The organism is Peribacillus sp. YIM B13477, from assembly GCF_042787955.1.
Taxonomy (GTDB): Bacteria; Bacillota; Bacilli; order Bacillales; family DSM-1321; genus Peribacillus; species Peribacillus frigoritolerans.
Genome location: NZ_JBHZPD010000004.1, coordinates 55,156 through 72,781, shown reverse-complemented (window position 1 = coordinate 72,781; position 17,626 = coordinate 55,156). Strand labels below are relative to the sequence as shown.

Here is a 17,626-nt window from a genome sequence, read left to right as displayed (position 1 = left end):
CCTAATGGTTAAATATAGTTGGATCACCGGCAAGCTTCGTTAATTTTCCGTTCTCCATAATCCCCATCTTCTCCAGCCAAGCTTCATATAATGGGGCAGGCCGCTTATCCATCGTTTGCCTCAAAGTCGCTATATCGTGATAACTCAAAGACTGATAGTTTAACATGCAGTCATCACCCATCGGAGTAGCGATGATGAAATTCACACCAGCCGCCGTTAAAAGTACACCCAAGTCCTCGATATCATTTTGATCCGCCTTCATATGATTCGTATAGCAAATATCCACCCCCATCGGCAGTCCATGCATTTTCCCCATGAAATGATCTTCTAACCCTGCCCGGATGACCTGCTTGCTGTTATATAGATATTCAGGTCCGATGAATCCGACGACCGTATTGACAATGTATGGGTCAAAATAACGGGCAAATCCATAGTTCCTGGCTTCAAGCGTCACCTGATCGATACCGAAATGCGCCTCGGCCGATAACTCGGAGCCTTGCCCCGTTTCAAAATAAAGATGCTGCGGGCCTGTGCCGGTGCCATAGGCCTTCGCTATCTCATTAGCTTCTTCGAGCAATTGTACGTTAATTCCAAAAGAGCGATTGGCCGTTTCCGTTCCGGCTATGCTTTGAAAGATCATATCAGCAGGCGCCCCCTGCTGAACGGCCTTCATTTGCGTGGTCACATGCGCAAGCACACAGTTTTGGGTCGGGATGTTCCATTTCTGGATGACATCCTGTGTCGCATGAAGCAGCCGCTTTACGCTTTCGACCGAATCATCGACAGGGTTGATTCCAATGAGTGCATCCCCGATTCCATAGGAGAGGCCTTCTTTTAAAGAAGCCAGCATGCCATCCACATTGTCTGTCGGGTGGTTAGGCTGAAGGCGCGAAGCTAGCGTTCCTTTGTATCCGATCGTGCCATTATTCTTGGTGAGCACTTCGATTTTATTGGCTGCATGGATAAGGTCGAGGTTCGACATCAACTTGGCTGCCGCTGCAATCATTTCACTATTCAATCCCCTGCTTAATCGCTTTAAGTCCTCGCCTGTCGTTTCGTCACTCAAAATATATTCACGCAGTTCGGCTACGCTCCAATTCTTCACAGATTGATAGATGGTTCCATTGATGAGACCATCTATGATCCGCGACACCTCATCCTCTTCCGGGGAAAGCAGGGGATAGTTCCTGATGTCCGCCAAAGTCAATTCGCTAAGCACCGCTTTTGCCGCAATCCGTTCTTGAACGGAAACTGCTGCAATTCCCGCAAGCCTATCTCCTGATTTCTCTTCATTCGCTTTGGCCAGGACTTCTTTCAACGATTTGAATTGATGGATTTCCCCAAAGTATTGAGTGGATAATTTCATCGTATGATCCTCCTTTTCCTAACTGTGGAAGGTTAGCGTTTTTACTACAACCGGAACGACCCCTGTCCGCAGCAGCCTTCCTATATCTAAATAGTCACCATGTTCCACTTCTGTCTGATCAATGCAGATGACCGGCAGATCCGGTTGGTTCGCTAGAATGGTCTGACCAAGTGCCTTTCCATAATCACTATCCATGACAATGATCAGAGGCTGCTGCCGATTCGGTTTTTGCTTCAGTGCCTCGGTAAAAGCGACTGCAAGCCGGTGAATGTCCCGAAATGATTGGTAAGGTAAATTCGTTAAATAAAAGGCAAAATTCAGCCCCTCCTGCAAAGCATCGTATATTGTGATCGCATCCTGAACAGCTTGTGTCATTTTCGCGGTTACATCATCAAGCCCGCCATGAAAATCGACCCGATAGACTGGAATATTACGAACTGGCAGATGAGAATCATTCACTTCGATGGTTGCTCCGCTGATTTCAGTTGTATGTGCGCCTGCTCCAAGTACAGTCGCACGAACCGTTTCAACAGGCTGTTCCCACTCCCATGCGGCCAATTCTTCACTTTCCTTAATGGAGGCTGCAAGCATCATGCCGATATCCCGGAAGCTTTCGTCCTCCCGTTCTTCATGATAGATGCAATCACTGACACCGCCCGAGAACATCAACACGTCTATTCGTTCTGTCCAGGATGGCTCCTTCCCAACTAATAGAAGTTCATCTTCTTTTGTGAAGGAGCCAGCCAAAAACCTCGAAAGCACCTTCGCCATTTCATTTGCGATGATTGCTCCTTGACCATTCAAAGGAGAGCGCCCTATTGATTTCAGCCATTTTCCTATTGAAGGAGCAACCTTCGCCTTAGCTCCTTCCCACTCCACCAAACGGCCTCCTATATGCAGTGTGCAGGTTCCGCAAAGCATGCCTGAACGGTATACGGCAATATTCGCTGTCCCCCCGCCAATGTCTATGTTTGCTACAGTCTTTCTTGTCTTGATGGAATGTTGATAGGCGCCGGATCCCTTGGCGGCAATGATTCCCTCCAAATCCGGACCGGCTGCCGCTACAAGGAATTCCCCCGCCGCTTTAGATAACCGGTACACCATTTCTTCTGCATTTTGTTTGGTTGCCGTTTCCCCAGTGATGATGACAGCCCCTGTTTGTATGTTTTCGATCGTGATTCCTGCTTTTTGGTATTCACTTTCCACCATTCTTTGAACAGCAGGTATGTCAATTACCGTCTCGGATACAAGGGGGGTCCTGAAAATGGGACTTCGATACAGAATTTCCTTATCGGTAATTTCAATTTTTGGCACCTGTCCGCCACCCGCCACATTCCTAAGCGAAAGCTCGCTGATAACAAGTTTCGTCGTACTGGTGCCAATATCAATTCCTGCACTGATGATTCGTTCCACCTGTTCATTCATTAAAACCACACCCCAGTTTTACACCACTTGGATTTCATTGCTGTTTTCTTCCTCGTTTTTCGTTTTATATTCATTTATGCCGATAACTCCTGCTGCTCGATCCTTTTCTTCTAATTCCAAAGCTTTCGGAACGGACAGCCAGTAAGCAAGACCGATTCCAATCGCTCCGGCAGATAGCTTCCCGACAATGATCGGTAATATTAAGGAAGGCTGAAAGTTGGCTGTGAATGATAAATGATCACCCAATAGGAAGGCCGCACACACAGCGAAGGAAATGTTAATGACCTTATCCTTCGGCGGCATTTCTTTAACAAGCTTGAACATTGCCAATATATTGGCTACCGTGGCTAATATCCCTGCACTCCCGGCTTTGCTCAACCCGATTTTCCCGCCCATCGCTTCCAATGGCTTGCCTGCATATTTTTGAATCAGGTAAATCATTGGAAATGCACCTGCCAGCATGATCCCGATATACCCCGCCGTTTCCAGGGCACGGAACTGGTCTGCCTTATCGGCCATGATCGGATGGAAGCCCCAAGCACCAAATACTTTGGAAAACAATCCGGTGAAAATTTCCACGATTGAAAACACGAGCACTAGTTTAATCGCGGCGTCCAATATTTTTCCAAACCACATGAAACCTTTGATCATCAAATCCGGCAGGAAATAAAGGCCTAACGCAAGCAAGACCACAAAAATAAGAAGCGGGGAAAGGTTCAGGGCAATTTTCAAATAGCTCAACGCGAATTCGTATGTAGAATCCGCATTCGTGGAAATCACTTCGCGGATTTTCGAATTCGTCGCCACCACCAGCACGCTTGAGATAAAAGCGCCAATCGGAATCGTCAGGATTCCTGACATGACACCAAGTGCCATGTATTTATGATCACGCTTTTCCAGCATTGCAAGCCCCATTGGGATCGAGAATACAATCGTTGCCCCGGACATAAAGCCGACAATCATCGCCATGATCCAGCCTTCATATGATTCCTTCAGCTCGGCCGCTAATTGGTAACCCCCCATATCAGTCGCCAAAATTGTTGTTGCGGCGAGGGCTGGATCTGCACCGATCGCAGCGAAAACCGGGCCGCATACTGTATTGATGAACCAAGATAAATAAGGGATCGAGGCCATGATTCCAGCTGCCGGGATAAATATATGGCCAACGGTATGCAAACCTTCCATGAACTGTTTCCCCAAGCCCTGCTCACTGTCTTTAATCGATGCAATGGCACCGACAACGGCACACACCATAATGATATAAATAACGAATTTACCTACCATTTCCATACATATTCCCCCTGAATTCCGATTTGATTTGGCCTATCGACTTAAAAAAAGGGTATAAAAAAGACGCCTCTTATAGCCCAAACTTAGGTTTTTCGGCAGAAATCCCTGCCTACAACCAATTTGGTCCATCAAAGCGCCATTGCTTCATCTATTTACTTGTTTTTGATCATTTGCAATGATTCGACGTGCCACCGTCTCCATGGAAAGCTGCTTATCCATACTAAGCCTTCTCAGTTTATTGTAAGCGATTTCTTCGCTGACATTCTTCCTTTTCATGATGATTCCTTTTGCCTTTTCAATGACTTTTCGATTTGTGAGCGTTTCATCCAATTGAGCATTTCGTTCCTGATACTTCTTTGTATTGGCTGCTTGCAGCAAAGCTATCTCCACTGCCGGAATCAGATTCGCCTCCGTAATTGGCTTTACAAGATATCCGACGATGTTCGCTCGCTTCGCCTCGTCGATATATTCACGCTGGCTGAATGCAGTTAAAAGCAGGACCGGAATCTGAAAGGTATTGGATATCACATCGCTAGCCTTAAGCCCATTCATTTTCGGCATTTTGATATCCATCAAAACGAGATCCGGCTGCAGTGCATGTGCCAATTCAATCGCCTTCTCGCCATTACGGGCATGTCCAACCACATCGAAGCCTGCATCCTTGAGCATGATCGTTATATCAAGCAGAACAATCGATTCATCCTCCACGACCAAAATCCTCTTGTCCACTTCTCCCACCTACCTCTTGTATGGAAATCTTACAGAAGCCAGGGTACCTTCTTTAATCCGCTGAATCGAAAACTCCCCATCCAAATCATTTTCCACCGTCATGCGGATGATATCCAGCCCCAAAGAAGGTTTCACTGCAGGTGAATATCCGATGCCATCATCTCTTACTTGAAGTTCCAATTCAGGACCGTCCTTTTGCAAGGATACGGTAATATTCCCTTCCGTCCCTTCCTTGAAGGCATGTTTCAAACAATTATGAATGAGCTCATTCACCACCAGCGCGACCGAAATGCCAATGTCGGAATCAATCGAATGAAGCTCACCCCTATATTCAATGCTTACGCATTGGCGAGCTTGCCCCTCCGTATGAACGATCATATCGCCTATTTTTCTAATAAGCTCCAGCAGATCCACATGATCGACCTGACTGCTTGCCAAAATGATTTCATAAACCGACGATATGCTTAACACCCGGTTCAAACTGACCAATAAATGGGGCTTGCTTTCTTCAGGGGCTCCTAACCTCATTTGCAGCCGAAGTAAACTGGCCACTGTCTGCAAATTATTCTTCACCCTATGATGAATTTCACGAATCGCTACTGATTTGCTGATCAGCTCCCTTTCTTTATCCCGCAGTTCAGTCAGGTCCCGGATGATGATGAACGTTTCATTGGAATTCTTGTTGCCCAAATGGAATTTCTTTAGTTGGATAATCTTTTTACCAATGTTCATTTCCTTCATCAAAATGTCCTCTTTTGAAGCAAGAACATCGGCAAAGCCAGGAAAATAATCGAAAATCGATTCACCTAAAACACAGTCCGTCAAACATATTTCCGATACTAAATTAATGGCAGCAGGATTCGTATAAACAAGTCGGTTTTGGTTATTAATCAGGAAAATGGACTCCTCGATAAATTCAGGAACTAAGGAATTTTGTTGATCTTGCCTATCAAACTGATTGAAAGATTCAGGTTCTTCATGAATCACCTTTTCCATGATCAAAACGGCGATGACACGATTGCATTCCCCCTTGATTGGAACGACACTTTGCTGGACCATCGCTCCCTCTTGAGTCAATGCCCGATTCACGAACATGTCCTTTCCGGTGCGCAATACATAAAATACGGCCGGTTCGAATGCCTCATAAGCAAATTTACCGACAACCGGATGATCGTAAACCGATTTAACGGAGTGTCCGCATGCCTCTGCAACGACAATGGCATGCTTCCCTTCACGCACCGGACAATCAATAAACACATTCGCTTTATTCAAATCGGCTATCAACGGTAAATTCGTTGATAGGTTTTCAAGAATTTGAATATCACTGTCCAATAAATGAGTATGCAACGCACATAAATCCCGGACGGTCATTGTCCGTTCCATAGGCAAAACCCCAATAAACGTTTATTCATGGATATTATTATTGATTATTATAGATACCGGCTTTATTTTTGTCAATATTCAAAATATTCTAATGTAATGTATTCTAACATTAGATAGCGATATTTAAAACGATTGACCCATATTCTTTTCAACTCACTTGTGGAACAAAATCACCACTTTTCGTCCATATATGACCACCGTTCCTTTTTGCATACTCATGAATTCCACCTCTTCTGGTTATAGTAAAAAAGAAAATAACGGAGGAGGTACATTCCATGAAAAGTTCAAAGGAGTTTGTTGAAAGCATACAAGAGCAGCAAAAAAAGCAAGAAGGCAATATGCGCCGTCAAGGTAATGGGAATCCCGCTCAGAAATTACCGAATAAAAAACACTAATGAAGACAATCTTCAAAAGATCCCAGCTTTAATATAGGCTGGGATCTTTTCAGTCTGATGCACTTTTCTTCTTCATCTCTTCGATTTCTTTTGAGAATGTTTCTTCTATCTCTTTTTTATTTCCATATAAAAAGAGATTATCCCCTAATTTGATTTTATACTCATATAGCTCTTTTCTGATTTTCACTTCTCCGCTTTCAATAAATAAAATATTGATGTCGGCTCTATGTGAAATGGCATCAAAGGCTTTGACATCGATGAACTCCGAGTCCTCATAAATATCGATTTCCATGACCACGTCTTCATCTCCTAAAAATAAGACCTCTTCTATCGGGTGTTCCCATAATTCATAATGATTGTACATTTCACTTTTCATCTTATTCGATAATCTATTATTCAAAAATGGAACCTTCACTAAAATGGTTAAAACCAGCAGGATTCCAATAATGATGCTTAACTCCATCAAACGCAGATCATCTGTAAGCAATGTACTGATCGATGAAATGATGACAGCAAGCGAGAATGCACCAAATAAAATTAAGAACATGCTTATTTTCCTTCGAACGGGATGATCGATAATGGATTTTGACTCGTCAGTTGTAAAACCAGTGCCCGTCAGCATGGAAATAACCTGAAATCTTGCCACTGTGCCTTTTAATCCAGTCAATTTCATCAAGGTGACCGATATTTCAATTACAAGAACAATGATTATAAAATAAAGCAGCATAAAAAGTACATTCATCAAAATGATCACTTCCTCATCTATGGTTTACCCCAATCACGACAAAAGAAATCCCATTCGACGTTCATTTTAATTTTTCACCAATAGCTGACAAAGCAAAAAAAAAACAGTAAGATCCAAAACTTGAATCCTACTGCGTTTCTTTATCTATATATTTCTTAAATGGTCTTCAGCAGCAATTTTTTTAACAGCGGTGTAAATTGCTCTGGCAATTCAGCTACACTCGGAATCATCAGGCGTTCTTTGCCATAGATGTTTTTCATCGTCATCTCTTCACTCTCATCGATGCCTCCATCCGCTAAAAACAGGCCGATGACTTCGATGCCCTTTTTCCTGGCTTCCGAAACAGCAAGGTGTGTATCGACAATTCCATTTTGATCATAATCGCTTGCCGCCGGCTCACCATCGGAAAATACGAGCAAGAAACGGTTCTTTTCGCGCCTTTTTTCCAATTCCATTGTGGCAACCCTGATACTGTATCCGTCCCGGTTGTCTTCCTCTGGCTCAAGCTGCATGATTTTAGCTCCTGAGTTTAGATAAAGAGAATCGGTATGGGACTGGATCACATGGAAGTAGTTCGGCTGATATCCTTCCCTCACTTCATTGGCATCTTCCCAAAATCCCACGATCGAGTGGGGGATCCTTAATTTCTTCAGCACTTCATGAAACAGGACGACCCCTCGTTTCGTTTCATCCATTTTGTTATGCATGGAAGCCGAGCAATCGATAAGCAATGTGAATACCGCATCCATTTCATTGGAATCCTGGTTCTTTTTATAAAAGACCCTTGGATTTTCTTCAAATACAAGCGGGAGTAATTTCTTTGATAAACGGCCAAAAACCAAATCTTTTCTTGGTGCGTTCTTTTTATTTTCCAGCGTCTTTTCAATGGTACTGGAGAGTTTCCTCTTGAACGGTTCGATATCTGCAACAAACTCTCGATAGCGTTTCTCTTCCATAAGTGTTGGTACTTTGGCTTCTTTTATTACCTGAACGACGTCTTTATTTTCTTCACCAAATGGATGTTCACCGCTTTTCCCCATATTGGTTTGTTTCTTTTCCAGCGTTTCTTGCTGATTGTATTCCTTTTGTTGACTTTCCCCTGATGAACCCTGGATTGAAGCCAGTGCTTGGTCGGCATCTTCCGCTTCCCGGGCACCTCCGCCCATCAGGCTTGTTTTCGTTCCCTGCTCCAATTCAAATTGGAGAAACGTCGAATTACTTTCGCCGTTCTTGTTCTCCCGATGCCAAGTCGAGAATTTTTCATCAATGAACTCACTTTTTTCTTCGTCTGCATCATCTGTATCATCGTTCAACAGTTCATCATTTCTAGTCAGTTCATCAAATAGGGTATTTGCTTTATACTTTTCCACACTTGCAATGGGGAAAATGAAATATTCATTCATCGTATCTTCGTACCCATCGTTCACACGGAAAACGATTTGCTCGCAAATCCTCGTGATATCACTGGTTTTAGTGGCATCAAAGACCGAATGGATGAACGGTTTGAGTTTCTCCAGTTCTTCCAGCTGCCTTTCGTTGGCCCTAGGAAAAATCGGATCCGGCCTGTCGGATTGAAGCAGTAAATATATGAGGCAATATAATTCATCCAGTGCAAAACTTCTTGTGACATTCGTCGCCAATTGGCTTTCGAAATATTGTTTAAGGTAAGCCCCCCTTACCGAAAACCATTTTTTCGTGCCTGGTCTTTCTTTCTTCACCAATTCTTCCAATCGCAAATCTTCCAGCAAAGCGAATAATTGGGCTGCAAACTTCGGAAGTGAACTTTCCCCGATGCTGTCCTGGTACTCCTTCATGCTCAGGATTGTTGTATGATGCAGCGTGCCTATCGTTCTAAGAAGCACGTCCGTTTTCAGCCCCGCTTCCTTCACTTCCTTATTGCCATTTTCCCAAAAGTGGCTGGCAGTGACCTTATTCTCGATCAGATCAATGAAGGAGCCATAATTGTATTCGAATTCCAGCTCAGGAATGCCGGATAAAACAGTCGAGAGATCCTGAAGCTGTAAAAAAAGTGCCGTATCTATTATTGAATCATTGAACCGGATATACTTCATGAGGCATTCTCCTAGTTAGAATAATGTGTCAGCCAAGTTCTTCACGAACTCGCGCTCCCGTTCCTCGTCCAACTTATCCACAATGGAACGAAGAATCGCCCGTTTCGGCGGGATCAACACACTCAGATCGCAAGCATCAAGCAAAGCCCTGATCGACGCCGCATCTTCAGCCACCTTCCCTTGATTCACGGCATTTATCAAATCACTCGACAGTTTAACGAACAAGTCAATACTTCTTGGGTCCTTCAGCTTTGTATTGGTTTCTATCAATTGCTTTAACTGCTCCCCTTCAATATAAGGAACTTCAATGACGACAAACCTATTTTTTAGCGCTTCATTCAGTGGCACTGTCCCGACATACCCTTCGTTGATTGCAGCAATCACATTAAAGCCCTCTTTTGCCGTTATCACTTCATTCGTGAACGGATTCGTTATCGTCCTTCTGTAATCAAGCACACCATTGATAAGCGGCAGGGTCTCCGGTTTTGCCATGTTGATTTCATCTATATATAAGAAGTGACCGTGATTCATCGAATTGGTCACTGGTCCAGGTACGAATTCTATCACTTGTTTTTCCTCTTTGTAAGCCAGCGTCTTGAAGCCCAATAAGCTTTCTGCATCCAAGTCGACTGAGCAGTTGACGCTGAACATCGGCTGATTGAATAAGTTCGATAAAGTCTCGGCAAACTTTGTCTTTCCAGCCCCTGTCGGACCCTTCAAAAGGATATTCTTCCCCATGCTCAAGGCCGTGATGGCATCCACCATCAACTCCATCTCGGGAGGGAGATATCCGCCGCTCCTGATCAATTCCTCAAATTGAGCAGGATTCTTTTTGCTTGCTTGTAATATATTTGCTATTTCTGTTGGTAATCGATTGATCATTATGTTCCTACACCCCTTTCTGAACATTTTAAGGCTCTTTCCCATTAAAAACAAACACTAAGAAAAGGAGCTGTCATCAAGACAGCTCCCCGACTGTAGATAAACCCGGAGTAAAGTGAGTTTTTCATTTCAGAAATCCGTTCCTTACTCTAACCAAGGCTCATCAAAACAGGGGACGGGTGAGAGCATTCCGAACTCACTTTTGTAGACAAACTAAGGAGCTGTCATCAAGACAGCTCCTTTCAAGATTCGATGTTAGAGAATGGTATCCCTTAATAGGCTTCCTTAGGGTCACCTTTCAATAGGTATACCATATAGCCCAATACACCGCCGATGATGGCAGGAATCACCCATCCCACCCCTACACTATATAGTGGAAGGTATTGAGTGAAAAGGTCCGAAACGGCATCCAGTTTAATGCCTGATGCCACTATTCCATCCATTATGCTGATGATGGCCGTTAATAATAGGCTTCCTAAATATACCTCCGATTTCCCTTTGAATAAGGAATGGAAGAACGTAAGAACGATCAAAACGATCGCCACGGGATAAAGCGCAGTTAACACAGGAACTGTAATGGAAATCAGCTTGGTCAAACCTACATTGGCAACGGCCGCACTGAAAACGGAGAAGATGACGACATATGATTTATACGATACGGCAGGCAGTATTTTATTGAAATACGTAGCACAAGCCGTTATCAAACCGATGCTTGTCGTCAGGCAAGCCGCGATTACAATCAACCCTAACAACACGGCACCACCCTGTCCGAAAAAATGATTCGAGGCTTGAGCCAAAACGTCTCCGCCATTACCTAGTTGACCGAGCTTTTCCACACTTGTTGCCCCGACATATACTAAGGACGTATAAACGATCACCAACAAGGTGGCAGCTATTAAGCCGGCTTTCAGACAGAAGCCCAACACTTCTTTTCTTGATGTTATCCCTTTATCTTTGATCGCGTTGATGACAATGATCCCAAATGCAAATGCGGCTAGCGTATCCATGGTCAGATATCCTTCTTTAAACCCCTTAAAGAAAGAATTATCTGAATAATCAGCCACTGGTGACTGAATTTCACCCATTGGGTTAATAATTGCGACCACAATGAGAATCCCGATGAAAATCAATAATAAAGGTGTTAATATTTTTCCGACGATATCGAGCATTTTTGATGGATTGATGGATAATAAACAGGCAATCCCAAAGTATATGATCGTGAATATCAGCAATGGTAAAAAACCGACATCATTAGATAGGAAAGGTTTAATCCCTATTTCGTAGGATACACTCCCCGTTCTGGGAAGTGCGAAAAGCGGTCCCAAAGATAAATAAAGAACGACGGTGAAAATGATGCCGAATAACGGGTGTGCCCTGCTTGCAAGCGATTGAACATCATTTTTTCCTGAAAAACCAAAGGCCAATATTGTAATGAATGGCAGTCCAACACCAGTAATGATGAATCCTAAACTGGCCGACCATAAATTGGTCCCCGCGGATTGACCGAGCATGGCAGGGAAAATTAAGTTTCCTGCACCAAAAAATAAAGCAAAAAGCATTAATCCTGTTACAATGACGAAAGACAGCGGTGCTTTCTGTGACATATAGAGCCCTCCATTGTTTTGTGATTATCTTAACCAAGAAAAGAGTTGTCCACAATTTCCGAAAAAAAATGACATGAACTTCGAACCATTCTACTGATCTGTTAAAATGGACCTTCATGAAACTATGAATCATCCATAACTCTTCTTACTATAAAATCCGGCGGAACGTTTGTCAAAGCTATTTCATTCATTATTCGGAAAAATCTTTCTTTTCTAACTTCTTTTTTAAAAAACGAGAGTAGCATTTAGATACAACAGAAAAGTTGAGTAAAAAGTACTGCAATTTATTTTGCAGGAAAAATGTTTTAATATTTGGATATTTCTCCAAACTAAAAAAAAGAAACAGGAGGCGCACACATGAATACTGAAAAAGAAAAGATGGTGAGCGGGAAACCTTACATCGCCGCTGATCCGGAATTAATCAGAGATAGGGAAAATGCCAGAAGGTTGACCCGGTTATACAATCAGACAACGGAAAGCGAAGGGGATGAACGGACCGCACTGCTGAAACGGCTTTTAGGTTCCACTGGGCTAAATGTATATATTGAACCCACTTTCCGTTGTGACTATGGATACAATATTTCAGTCGGGGAAAATTTTTATGCTAATTTTGATTGTGTCATTTTGGATGTTTGTGAAGTGAAAATTGGCAGGGACTGCATGTTGGCTCCCGGAGTGCATATCTATACAGCTACACATCCGCTGGATCCCTTTGAACGCAATTCTGGAGTGGAATACGGAAAACCGGTTACGATAGGGGATCATGTATGGATTGGAGGAAGGGCCATCATCAATCCTGGCGTTACAATAGGGAGTCATTCCGTCGTCGCCTCAGGGGCAGTCGTAACAAAGGATGTTCCTGAAGGCGTTGTTGTCGGTGGAAACCCAGCGAAGGTCATCAAGCATATCGAAGGAATTAAATAAGCAGAGTCCACTCCCCCTGAGTGGCCCTGCCCCTGTTTTACGTTAAATTTTCCTCAAGGCTTCCGCGATTGCAGTATCGCCAGAGATTAAATCAAATGAACGCTTATAGGTATTTTCATCGTTCAATGAAGCAAGGATCGTTCGAGCCACATCTTCACGGGCAATCGAGCCTCTTTCCAATTCCTCGGCGGCGGTCACTTTCCCCGTTCCCGGTTCATTAACCAGAGCGCCAGGCCGAATGATCGTATAATTTAAATCGCTTTGTAACAATGCCCTATCCGCATAGTGCTTGGCCACATAATACGGTTTGATGGCTTCATTCCAGTTTTCGCGATTATTGGCCTGAAAAGCACTCACCATGATGAATCGGTCGATTCCCAGGTTTTCTGCCGCTTCAATCGTTTTAACTGCACCATCCAGATCAATCAACAGTGTTTGATCAGCACCGGTGCTACCTCCGGACCCTGCTGTGAACACGATGGCATCGCAGCCTTTTGCCGCATTCGCAATCTCATCCACTGATCCAGTTAAACTGACGACTGCAGATTCAATTCCATTTTTCTTAAAATGCTCACTTTGTTCTTCTTTGCGAACCATTGCCCGTACACTATGATCCGGGCTGTCTTTTAATAAGTCTACAAGATGTTTACCGATCTGCCCATTTGCCCCAACTACGAATACTTTCATAAAGTCAGCTCCCATAATGTTTAGTTTGGTTTCCCTCCAAATTATTTCATGGACTCAGAACATTATCAAACAATCAGCCCGCCGATTCAGCTTTAACATTGGAAAAAGTTTGGCAACTCACCCTATTCTATTTTATAATAAGAACAACACGTGTTCTTCAGAAACACAAAGGGGAGGTGTAAAGATGGCAATACGAATGTTAATGCCACCTTCTGCAACGTCTCATGCAAAGCCTAGTATTGGAGGCGATACTTTGCATGGGGTTGAATTAAGCTAAATTAATCGCCCGCCTTATCATTTCTAATATTCGGCTTTGCACCTTATTTCATTCTTAATAAAGAATAAGGGGCTGGCAGAAATGAAATATGTAAAAGCGACGGCCGTTTTACCTGAAAAGCTGATCGTTGAAATTCAAAAGTATGTGCAAGGTGAAACCATATATATCCCTAAACCCGAAAAAGCCCATCACAAATGGGGAACCCGTTCGGGATCAAGGGAATTGATCGATGACCGAAATGCCTCTATAAAATATGCTTTCAAAGACGGGCATTCCATCCATCAATTAGCCGAGGAACATTTTCTCTCCGCGGAAACCATCAAGAAAATCGTATATTCTAAATAAAGATTACACGGGTAGCACTGATAATGATATCAGTGCTATTTGTATGCCGAGTATGTTTCTTAGTCGTTTCCCCCCTTTTAAAGCAGATGCAATTTATGTAAAGTAAAGAGAAACGGTAACACTTGAAGAAACAGGAGTGAAGAAAATGGAACCTTTTATCAGGAGCGAGCAGTATAACTTCATAAAATCCCAAACACAAATTCTCATAAATGGACACGCGACTGCCAACGATAAGGATGTGATCAACACCCTGAAAACAGTCGCCAAAGAAAGGGTACTAAGCTTATTCAGTGACTTGAGCGAAGAGCAAAAACAACTGCTGGACCCGGTGGATACCATCAAAGATCCCGCACAAGCCGAAGCCTTTCTACTACAGGTGAAGCCATTTGTGATCCCATTTAAAGAAGTAACCGAAAAAACGATAAAAAAACTATTTCCTAAAGCAAAGAAATTAAAAACCCCTTTGTTGGAAAACATCGATTTGAGAGAGATTTCATACCTGGGATGGGATGATGTCGGATCCGGAAAGAAATTCATCATTGCCCCCCATCATCATAAACTCACCGGATTGCATGGAACCATTAAACCTGCCAACAAAAAAGGGATCTGTGCCATATGCAGCCGCTTTGAAGAAGTAGGGATGTTCATGTCTGAAACAAAAGGAACCGTCCAAGGGACATTCATTAAAAAAGGGAATTATATTTGTCTGGACAGCATGAAATGCAACCAGAACATAACCACTTTGGATAAAATGACCGACCTGATCGAACGGCTGAAATAAAACGGAAAAGCAATCCTTCAATGGAGAAGGATTGCTTTTTTCCCTTGTTAAAAAACTCTCATTTTGTCCTGCTATGGAATTCTAGTATAATGGAAACGATACATGAAAGAAGGATTGATATATTGAAAAGCAAAATGAATCAGTTGTTCGAAGACCAAAAAAATGTTCATGTGCTATATTCCTATAATGAAATGGAAAATTACATTAAACAAGTTTTAAGTTATATCCAAGATGGCATCATGGCGGGGGATTACGTCATTCTTGTTGAAAATGACCGTATTTACCCCATTATCCATAAAGAACTAAGCACTCGGTTAACAAAAGATCAAATGAAGCTCCTTCACTTTGTGAACAACTTTGATTTCTATTGCTCAAGCGGCAGTTATCATCCTCCTGCAATCGAAGAATACTTTAATAAAACGGTTCAGCCCTATGTCGAAAATAAAATCTCTTTCCGATCATGGGCACATGTGGAATGGGCAACCTTGGAAGAGCCCCTGCATATCATAGAGGAATTTGAGAGAACAGTAGACAAAGCTGTAAATCTGCTGTCATTTCCATTAATTTGTGCGTACAAAGGTGAGAGGATGCCAGAATACCTGAAAACCATTTTGCTGGAAACACATCCTTATATTCTAGAAGATAATGATATTACCATCTGTGAACAATACTTGCCATCTGTTTGAAATAATACACTTACACGCTTAGGATTCCCCTAAGCGTGTTGTTTTCCGTTGCATTTTAATGATTACTAACAACTTGTTGTGAATTCCTTGTATATTTAAGCCGGAATATTGTTAGTTATGAGCTTTCACTTGTGAGTTTTGTACATTTACTCGTGAGTTTCGGCGTTTTACTCGTGAATTTGGGGCATTTACTCGTGAATTCGGCTCTTTTACTCGTGAGTTTCGACGCTTTACTCGTGAATTTGGCGCTTTACTCGTGAATTCCGGGCATTTACTCGTGAGTTTCGGCGTTTTACTCGTGAATTTGGGGCATTTACTCGTGAATTCGGCTCTTTTACTCGTGAGTTTCGACGCTTTACTCGTGAATTCGGCGTTTTACTCGTGAATTCCGGGCATTTACTCGTGAGTTTCGACGTTTTACTCGTGAATTCCGGGCATTTACTCGTGAGTTTCGACGCTTTACTCATGAATTCCGGGCATTTACTCGTGAGTACATATTTCCCACCACAGAAAAAAAGAAGCGCCATAATGGCACTTCTTTTTTTAAAATTTAAGGCAATACGGTTGCGCCCATCAAGTAGCGGTCCACTTCTCTTGCCACTTCTCGGCCTTCATTGATTGCCCAAACGATGAGGCTTTGCCCTCTTCTTGCATCTCCGGCAGCGAAAACCCCTTCGACATTCGTTCTGTATTCGCCATAGACGGCATCAATTTTTTGATTGACTGTTTCTACGCCAAATTGAGTTAATAGCGGCATTTCCGTTCCTTCAAATCCGATTGCGATGAAAACGAATTGTGCAGGCCATACTTTTTCAGTTCCTGGAACTTCCCTGAAAATGTACATTCCGTCATCGCCTTTGATTTTTTCCATGGAGATTGTGTGCAGTTCTTTAACGTTGCCATTTTCATCGGCGACGATTTTTTTTGTTTGGATTGAATATTGACGCGGATCTGCACCGAATTTCGCTTCCGCTTCTTCATACGCATAATCAAGGGAAAAGACATTCGGGTAGGCCGGCCACATATTATCAGATGTACGGGCCGTGGGAAGGATTGGATGCTTCCCGAATTGTACGACGCTCTTACATCCCTGGCGAAGGGCAGTTGCGACACAGTCAGCTCCTGTATCCCCGCCGCCGATGACGATGACATCCTTCCCCTTTGTGTCGATGAACTTGCCGTCTTCAAAATTGGAGTCCAACAGGCTTTTAGTCGATGTAGTCAAGTAATCCATTGCAAGGTGAATGCCTGATGCCCCGCGTCCTTCAATTACCAGGTCACGCTGCTTTTGGGCACCTGTGCAAAGGATGACTGCATCATACTGATCTTGCAGTTCTTCAGCTGTTATATCTTTGCCTACTTCTGTATTGGTAATGAAATCGATGCCTTCCTGGGTCAATAATTTGATTCGGCGTGCAACGATATCCTTTTCAAGTTTCATGTTCGGGATTCCGTATGTCAACAGCCCGCCTGCACGATCTGAGCGCTCATAAACCGTGACCGAATGACCTGCTTGATTCAACTGGTCGGCACTCGCCATTCCTGCCGGGCCTGAACCGATGATGGCAATTTTCTTGCCGGTCCTGCTTTCAGGGATGCGAGGCGTTATCCAGCCATTTTCAAATCCTTTATCGATGATGGTCCGTTCTATGTTCTTGATGGTAACGGCAGGATCGCTTATCGCTACCGTACAAGACCCTTCACATGGGGCCGGGCAGACACGCCCGGTGAATTCAGGGAAATTATTCGTTTTCGATAAACGGTCCAATGCTTCTTTCCATCTGCCGCGGTACACCAAATCATTCCACTCCGGAATAAGGTTATGAATCGGACAGCCCGTAGTGACTCGGTTCAATTCCATGCCCATATGGCAGAAAGGGGTGGCGCAGTCCATACACCGCGCTCCCTGTGTACTTAACTTTTCGTCAGAGAAAGGAGCTGTATACTCTCTCCAGTCGTTTAAACGAGTGAGAGGATTCCGGTCTTTTGGTTTTTCTCGCGGATAATCCATAAATCCTGTTGCTTTTCCCATCTT

General features: G+C 43.3%; 16 protein-coding genes. 5 read left to right on the top strand and 11 right to left on the bottom strand.

Annotated elements, in window-relative coordinates:
- Position 1 precedes the first annotated feature (1 nt).
- From ACFX4H_RS14235 to ACFX4H_RS14215, 5 genes are all read right to left on the bottom strand, one after another.
- Positions 2-1,366, bottom strand: a complete 1,365-nt coding sequence (locus ACFX4H_RS14235; protein WP_377435673.1) for an ethanolamine ammonia-lyase subunit EutB — start codon at positions 1,364-1,366, stop codon at positions 2-4.
- An 18-nt stretch (positions 1,367-1,384) separates the two neighbouring features.
- Positions 1,385-2,791, bottom strand: a complete 1,407-nt coding sequence (locus tag ACFX4H_RS14230) for an ethanolamine ammonia-lyase reactivating factor EutA (RefSeq protein ID WP_377435672.1) — start codon at positions 2,789-2,791, stop codon at positions 1,385-1,387.
- Positions 2,792-2,809: 18 nt separating this feature from the next.
- A complete protein-coding gene (gene eutH / locus ACFX4H_RS14225) occupies positions 2,810-4,081 on the bottom strand; it encodes an ethanolamine utilization protein EutH (RefSeq protein ID WP_034310619.1) in 1,272 nt (423 codons plus the stop codon).
- A gap of 144 nt (positions 4,082-4,225) precedes the next feature.
- Positions 4,226-4,810, bottom strand: a complete 585-nt coding sequence (locus ACFX4H_RS14220; protein WP_034311724.1) for an ANTAR domain-containing response regulator — start codon at positions 4,808-4,810, stop codon at positions 4,226-4,228.
- Between the two features lie 9 nt (positions 4,811-4,819).
- Positions 4,820-6,193: a sensor histidine kinase gene (locus tag ACFX4H_RS14215; protein ID WP_377435671.1), complete on the bottom strand. Its 1,374-nt coding sequence runs from the start codon at positions 6,191-6,193 to the stop codon at positions 4,820-4,822.
- 275 nt (positions 6,194-6,468) lie between these two features.
- Here ACFX4H_RS14215 and ACFX4H_RS14210 point away from each other — a divergent pair, with 275 nt between their 5' ends.
- Positions 6,469-6,588: a DUF4023 domain-containing protein gene (locus ACFX4H_RS14210; RefSeq protein ID WP_034310614.1), complete on the top strand. Its 120-nt coding sequence runs from the start codon at positions 6,469-6,471 to the stop codon at positions 6,586-6,588.
- Between the two features lie 49 nt (positions 6,589-6,637).
- Here the strand turns inward: ACFX4H_RS14210 and ACFX4H_RS14205 are convergent, their stop codons facing one another.
- The 4 genes from ACFX4H_RS14205 to brnQ all read right to left on the bottom strand — a co-directional run bounded on the left by ACFX4H_RS14205 (position 6,638) and on the right by brnQ (position 11,891).
- Positions 6,638-7,330 (bottom strand): hypothetical protein, encoded by a 693-nt coding sequence (locus tag ACFX4H_RS14205; RefSeq protein WP_377435806.1) that lies wholly within the window; start codon positions 7,328-7,330, stop codon positions 6,638-6,640.
- Between the two features lie 158 nt (positions 7,331-7,488).
- On the bottom strand, positions 7,489-9,405 hold the full coding sequence (locus ACFX4H_RS14200) for a vWA domain-containing protein (protein ID WP_377435670.1): 1,917 nt from the start codon (positions 9,403-9,405) through the stop codon (positions 7,489-7,491).
- Positions 9,406-9,420: 15 nt separating this feature from the next.
- Complete coding sequence (locus tag ACFX4H_RS14195) at positions 9,421-10,287, bottom strand: ATP-binding protein (protein WP_096340718.1); 867 nt, start codon at positions 10,285-10,287, stop codon at positions 9,421-9,423.
- A 272-nt stretch (positions 10,288-10,559) separates the two neighbouring features.
- Positions 10,560-11,891 carry a branched-chain amino acid transport system II carrier protein gene (gene brnQ / locus ACFX4H_RS14190; RefSeq protein ID WP_249598736.1) on the bottom strand — a complete coding sequence of 444 codons (1,332 nt, stop codon included), beginning with the start codon at positions 11,889-11,891 and terminating at the stop codon, positions 10,560-10,562.
- A 357-nt stretch (positions 11,892-12,248) separates the two neighbouring features.
- Here brnQ and ACFX4H_RS14185 point away from each other — a divergent pair, with 357 nt between their 5' ends.
- The gene (locus ACFX4H_RS14185) at positions 12,249-12,815 is read left to right on the top strand and encodes a sugar O-acetyltransferase (RefSeq protein ID WP_377435669.1); all 567 of its coding nucleotides are present in this window, start codon (positions 12,249-12,251) and stop codon (positions 12,813-12,815) included.
- A gap of 42 nt (positions 12,816-12,857) precedes the next feature.
- On the opposite strand, the gene ACFX4H_RS14180 is transcribed toward ACFX4H_RS14185, so the two are convergent.
- Positions 12,858-13,502, bottom strand: coding sequence for an SDR family oxidoreductase (locus ACFX4H_RS14180; RefSeq protein WP_283866650.1), 645 nt, complete (start codon positions 13,500-13,502; stop codon positions 12,858-12,860).
- Positions 13,503-13,860: 358 nt separating this feature from the next.
- Between ACFX4H_RS14180 and ACFX4H_RS14175 the strand changes: the two genes are divergently transcribed.
- The 3 genes from ACFX4H_RS14175 (at position 13,861) to ACFX4H_RS14165 (ending at position 15,591) form a co-directional block, all read left to right on the top strand.
- Positions 13,861-14,124 carry a CD3324 family protein gene (locus ACFX4H_RS14175; protein WP_034310602.1) on the top strand — a complete coding sequence of 88 codons (264 nt, stop codon included), beginning with the start codon at positions 13,861-13,863 and terminating at the stop codon, positions 14,122-14,124.
- 145 nt (positions 14,125-14,269) lie between these two features.
- The gene (locus tag ACFX4H_RS14170) at positions 14,270-14,905 is read left to right on the top strand and encodes a FusB/FusC family EF-G-binding protein (protein ID WP_034310600.1); all 636 of its coding nucleotides are present in this window, start codon (positions 14,270-14,272) and stop codon (positions 14,903-14,905) included.
- An 89-nt stretch (positions 14,906-14,994) separates the two neighbouring features.
- Positions 14,995-15,591, top strand: a complete 597-nt coding sequence (locus ACFX4H_RS14165; protein WP_377435668.1) for an MEDS domain-containing protein — start codon at positions 14,995-14,997, stop codon at positions 15,589-15,591.
- Between the two features lie 550 nt (positions 15,592-16,141).
- On the opposite strand, the gene gltD is transcribed toward ACFX4H_RS14165, so the two are convergent.
- Complete coding sequence (gltD, locus tag ACFX4H_RS14160; RefSeq protein ID WP_057279166.1) at positions 16,142-17,623, bottom strand: glutamate synthase small subunit; 1,482 nt, start codon at positions 17,621-17,623, stop codon at positions 16,142-16,144.
- Positions 17,624-17,626: the final 3 nt, after the last annotated feature.

Coding starts and splice junctions, on each gene's coding strand:
- ACFX4H_RS14210 (WP_034310614.1), top strand. CDS start 6,469: ATGAAAAGTTCAAAGGAGTTTGTTGAAAGCATACAAGAGCAGCAAAAA.
- eutH (WP_034310619.1), bottom strand. CDS start 4,081: ATGGAAATGGTAGGTAAATTCGTTATTTATATCATTATGGTGTGTGCC.
- ACFX4H_RS14185 (WP_377435669.1), top strand. CDS start 12,249: ATGAATACTGAAAAAGAAAAGATGGTGAGCGGGAAACCTTACATCGCC.
- ACFX4H_RS14200 (WP_377435670.1), bottom strand. CDS start 9,405: ATGAAGTATATCCGGTTCAATGATTCAATAATAGATACGGCACTTTTT.
- ACFX4H_RS14170 (WP_034310600.1), top strand. CDS start 14,270: ATGGAACCTTTTATCAGGAGCGAGCAGTATAACTTCATAAAATCCCAA.
- ACFX4H_RS14195 (WP_096340718.1), bottom strand. CDS start 10,287: ATGATCAATCGATTACCAACAGAAATAGCAAATATATTACAAGCAAGC.
- ACFX4H_RS14235 (WP_377435673.1), bottom strand. CDS start 1,366: ATGAAATTATCCACTCAATACTTTGGGGAAATCCATCAATTCAAATCG.
- gltD (WP_057279166.1), bottom strand. CDS start 17,623: ATGGGAAAAGCAACAGGATTTATGGATTATCCGCGAGAAAAACCAAAA.
- ACFX4H_RS14215 (WP_377435671.1), bottom strand. CDS start 6,193: ATGGAACGGACAATGACCGTCCGGGATTTATGTGCGTTGCATACTCAT.
- ACFX4H_RS14230 (WP_377435672.1), bottom strand. CDS start 2,791: ATGAATGAACAGGTGGAACGAATCATCAGTGCAGGAATTGATATTGGC.
- ACFX4H_RS14205 (WP_377435806.1), bottom strand. CDS start 7,330: ATGAATGTACTTTTTATGCTGCTTTATTTTATAATCATTGTTCTTGTA.
- brnQ (WP_249598736.1), bottom strand. CDS start 11,891: ATGTCACAGAAAGCACCGCTGTCTTTCGTCATTGTAACAGGATTAATG.
- ACFX4H_RS14180 (WP_283866650.1), bottom strand. CDS start 13,502: ATGAAAGTATTCGTAGTTGGGGCAAATGGGCAGATCGGTAAACATCTT.
- ACFX4H_RS14165 (WP_377435668.1), top strand. CDS start 14,995: ATGGAAACGATACATGAAAGAAGGATTGATATATTGAAAAGCAAAATG.
- ACFX4H_RS14175 (WP_034310602.1), top strand. CDS start 13,861: ATGAAATATGTAAAAGCGACGGCCGTTTTACCTGAAAAGCTGATCGTT.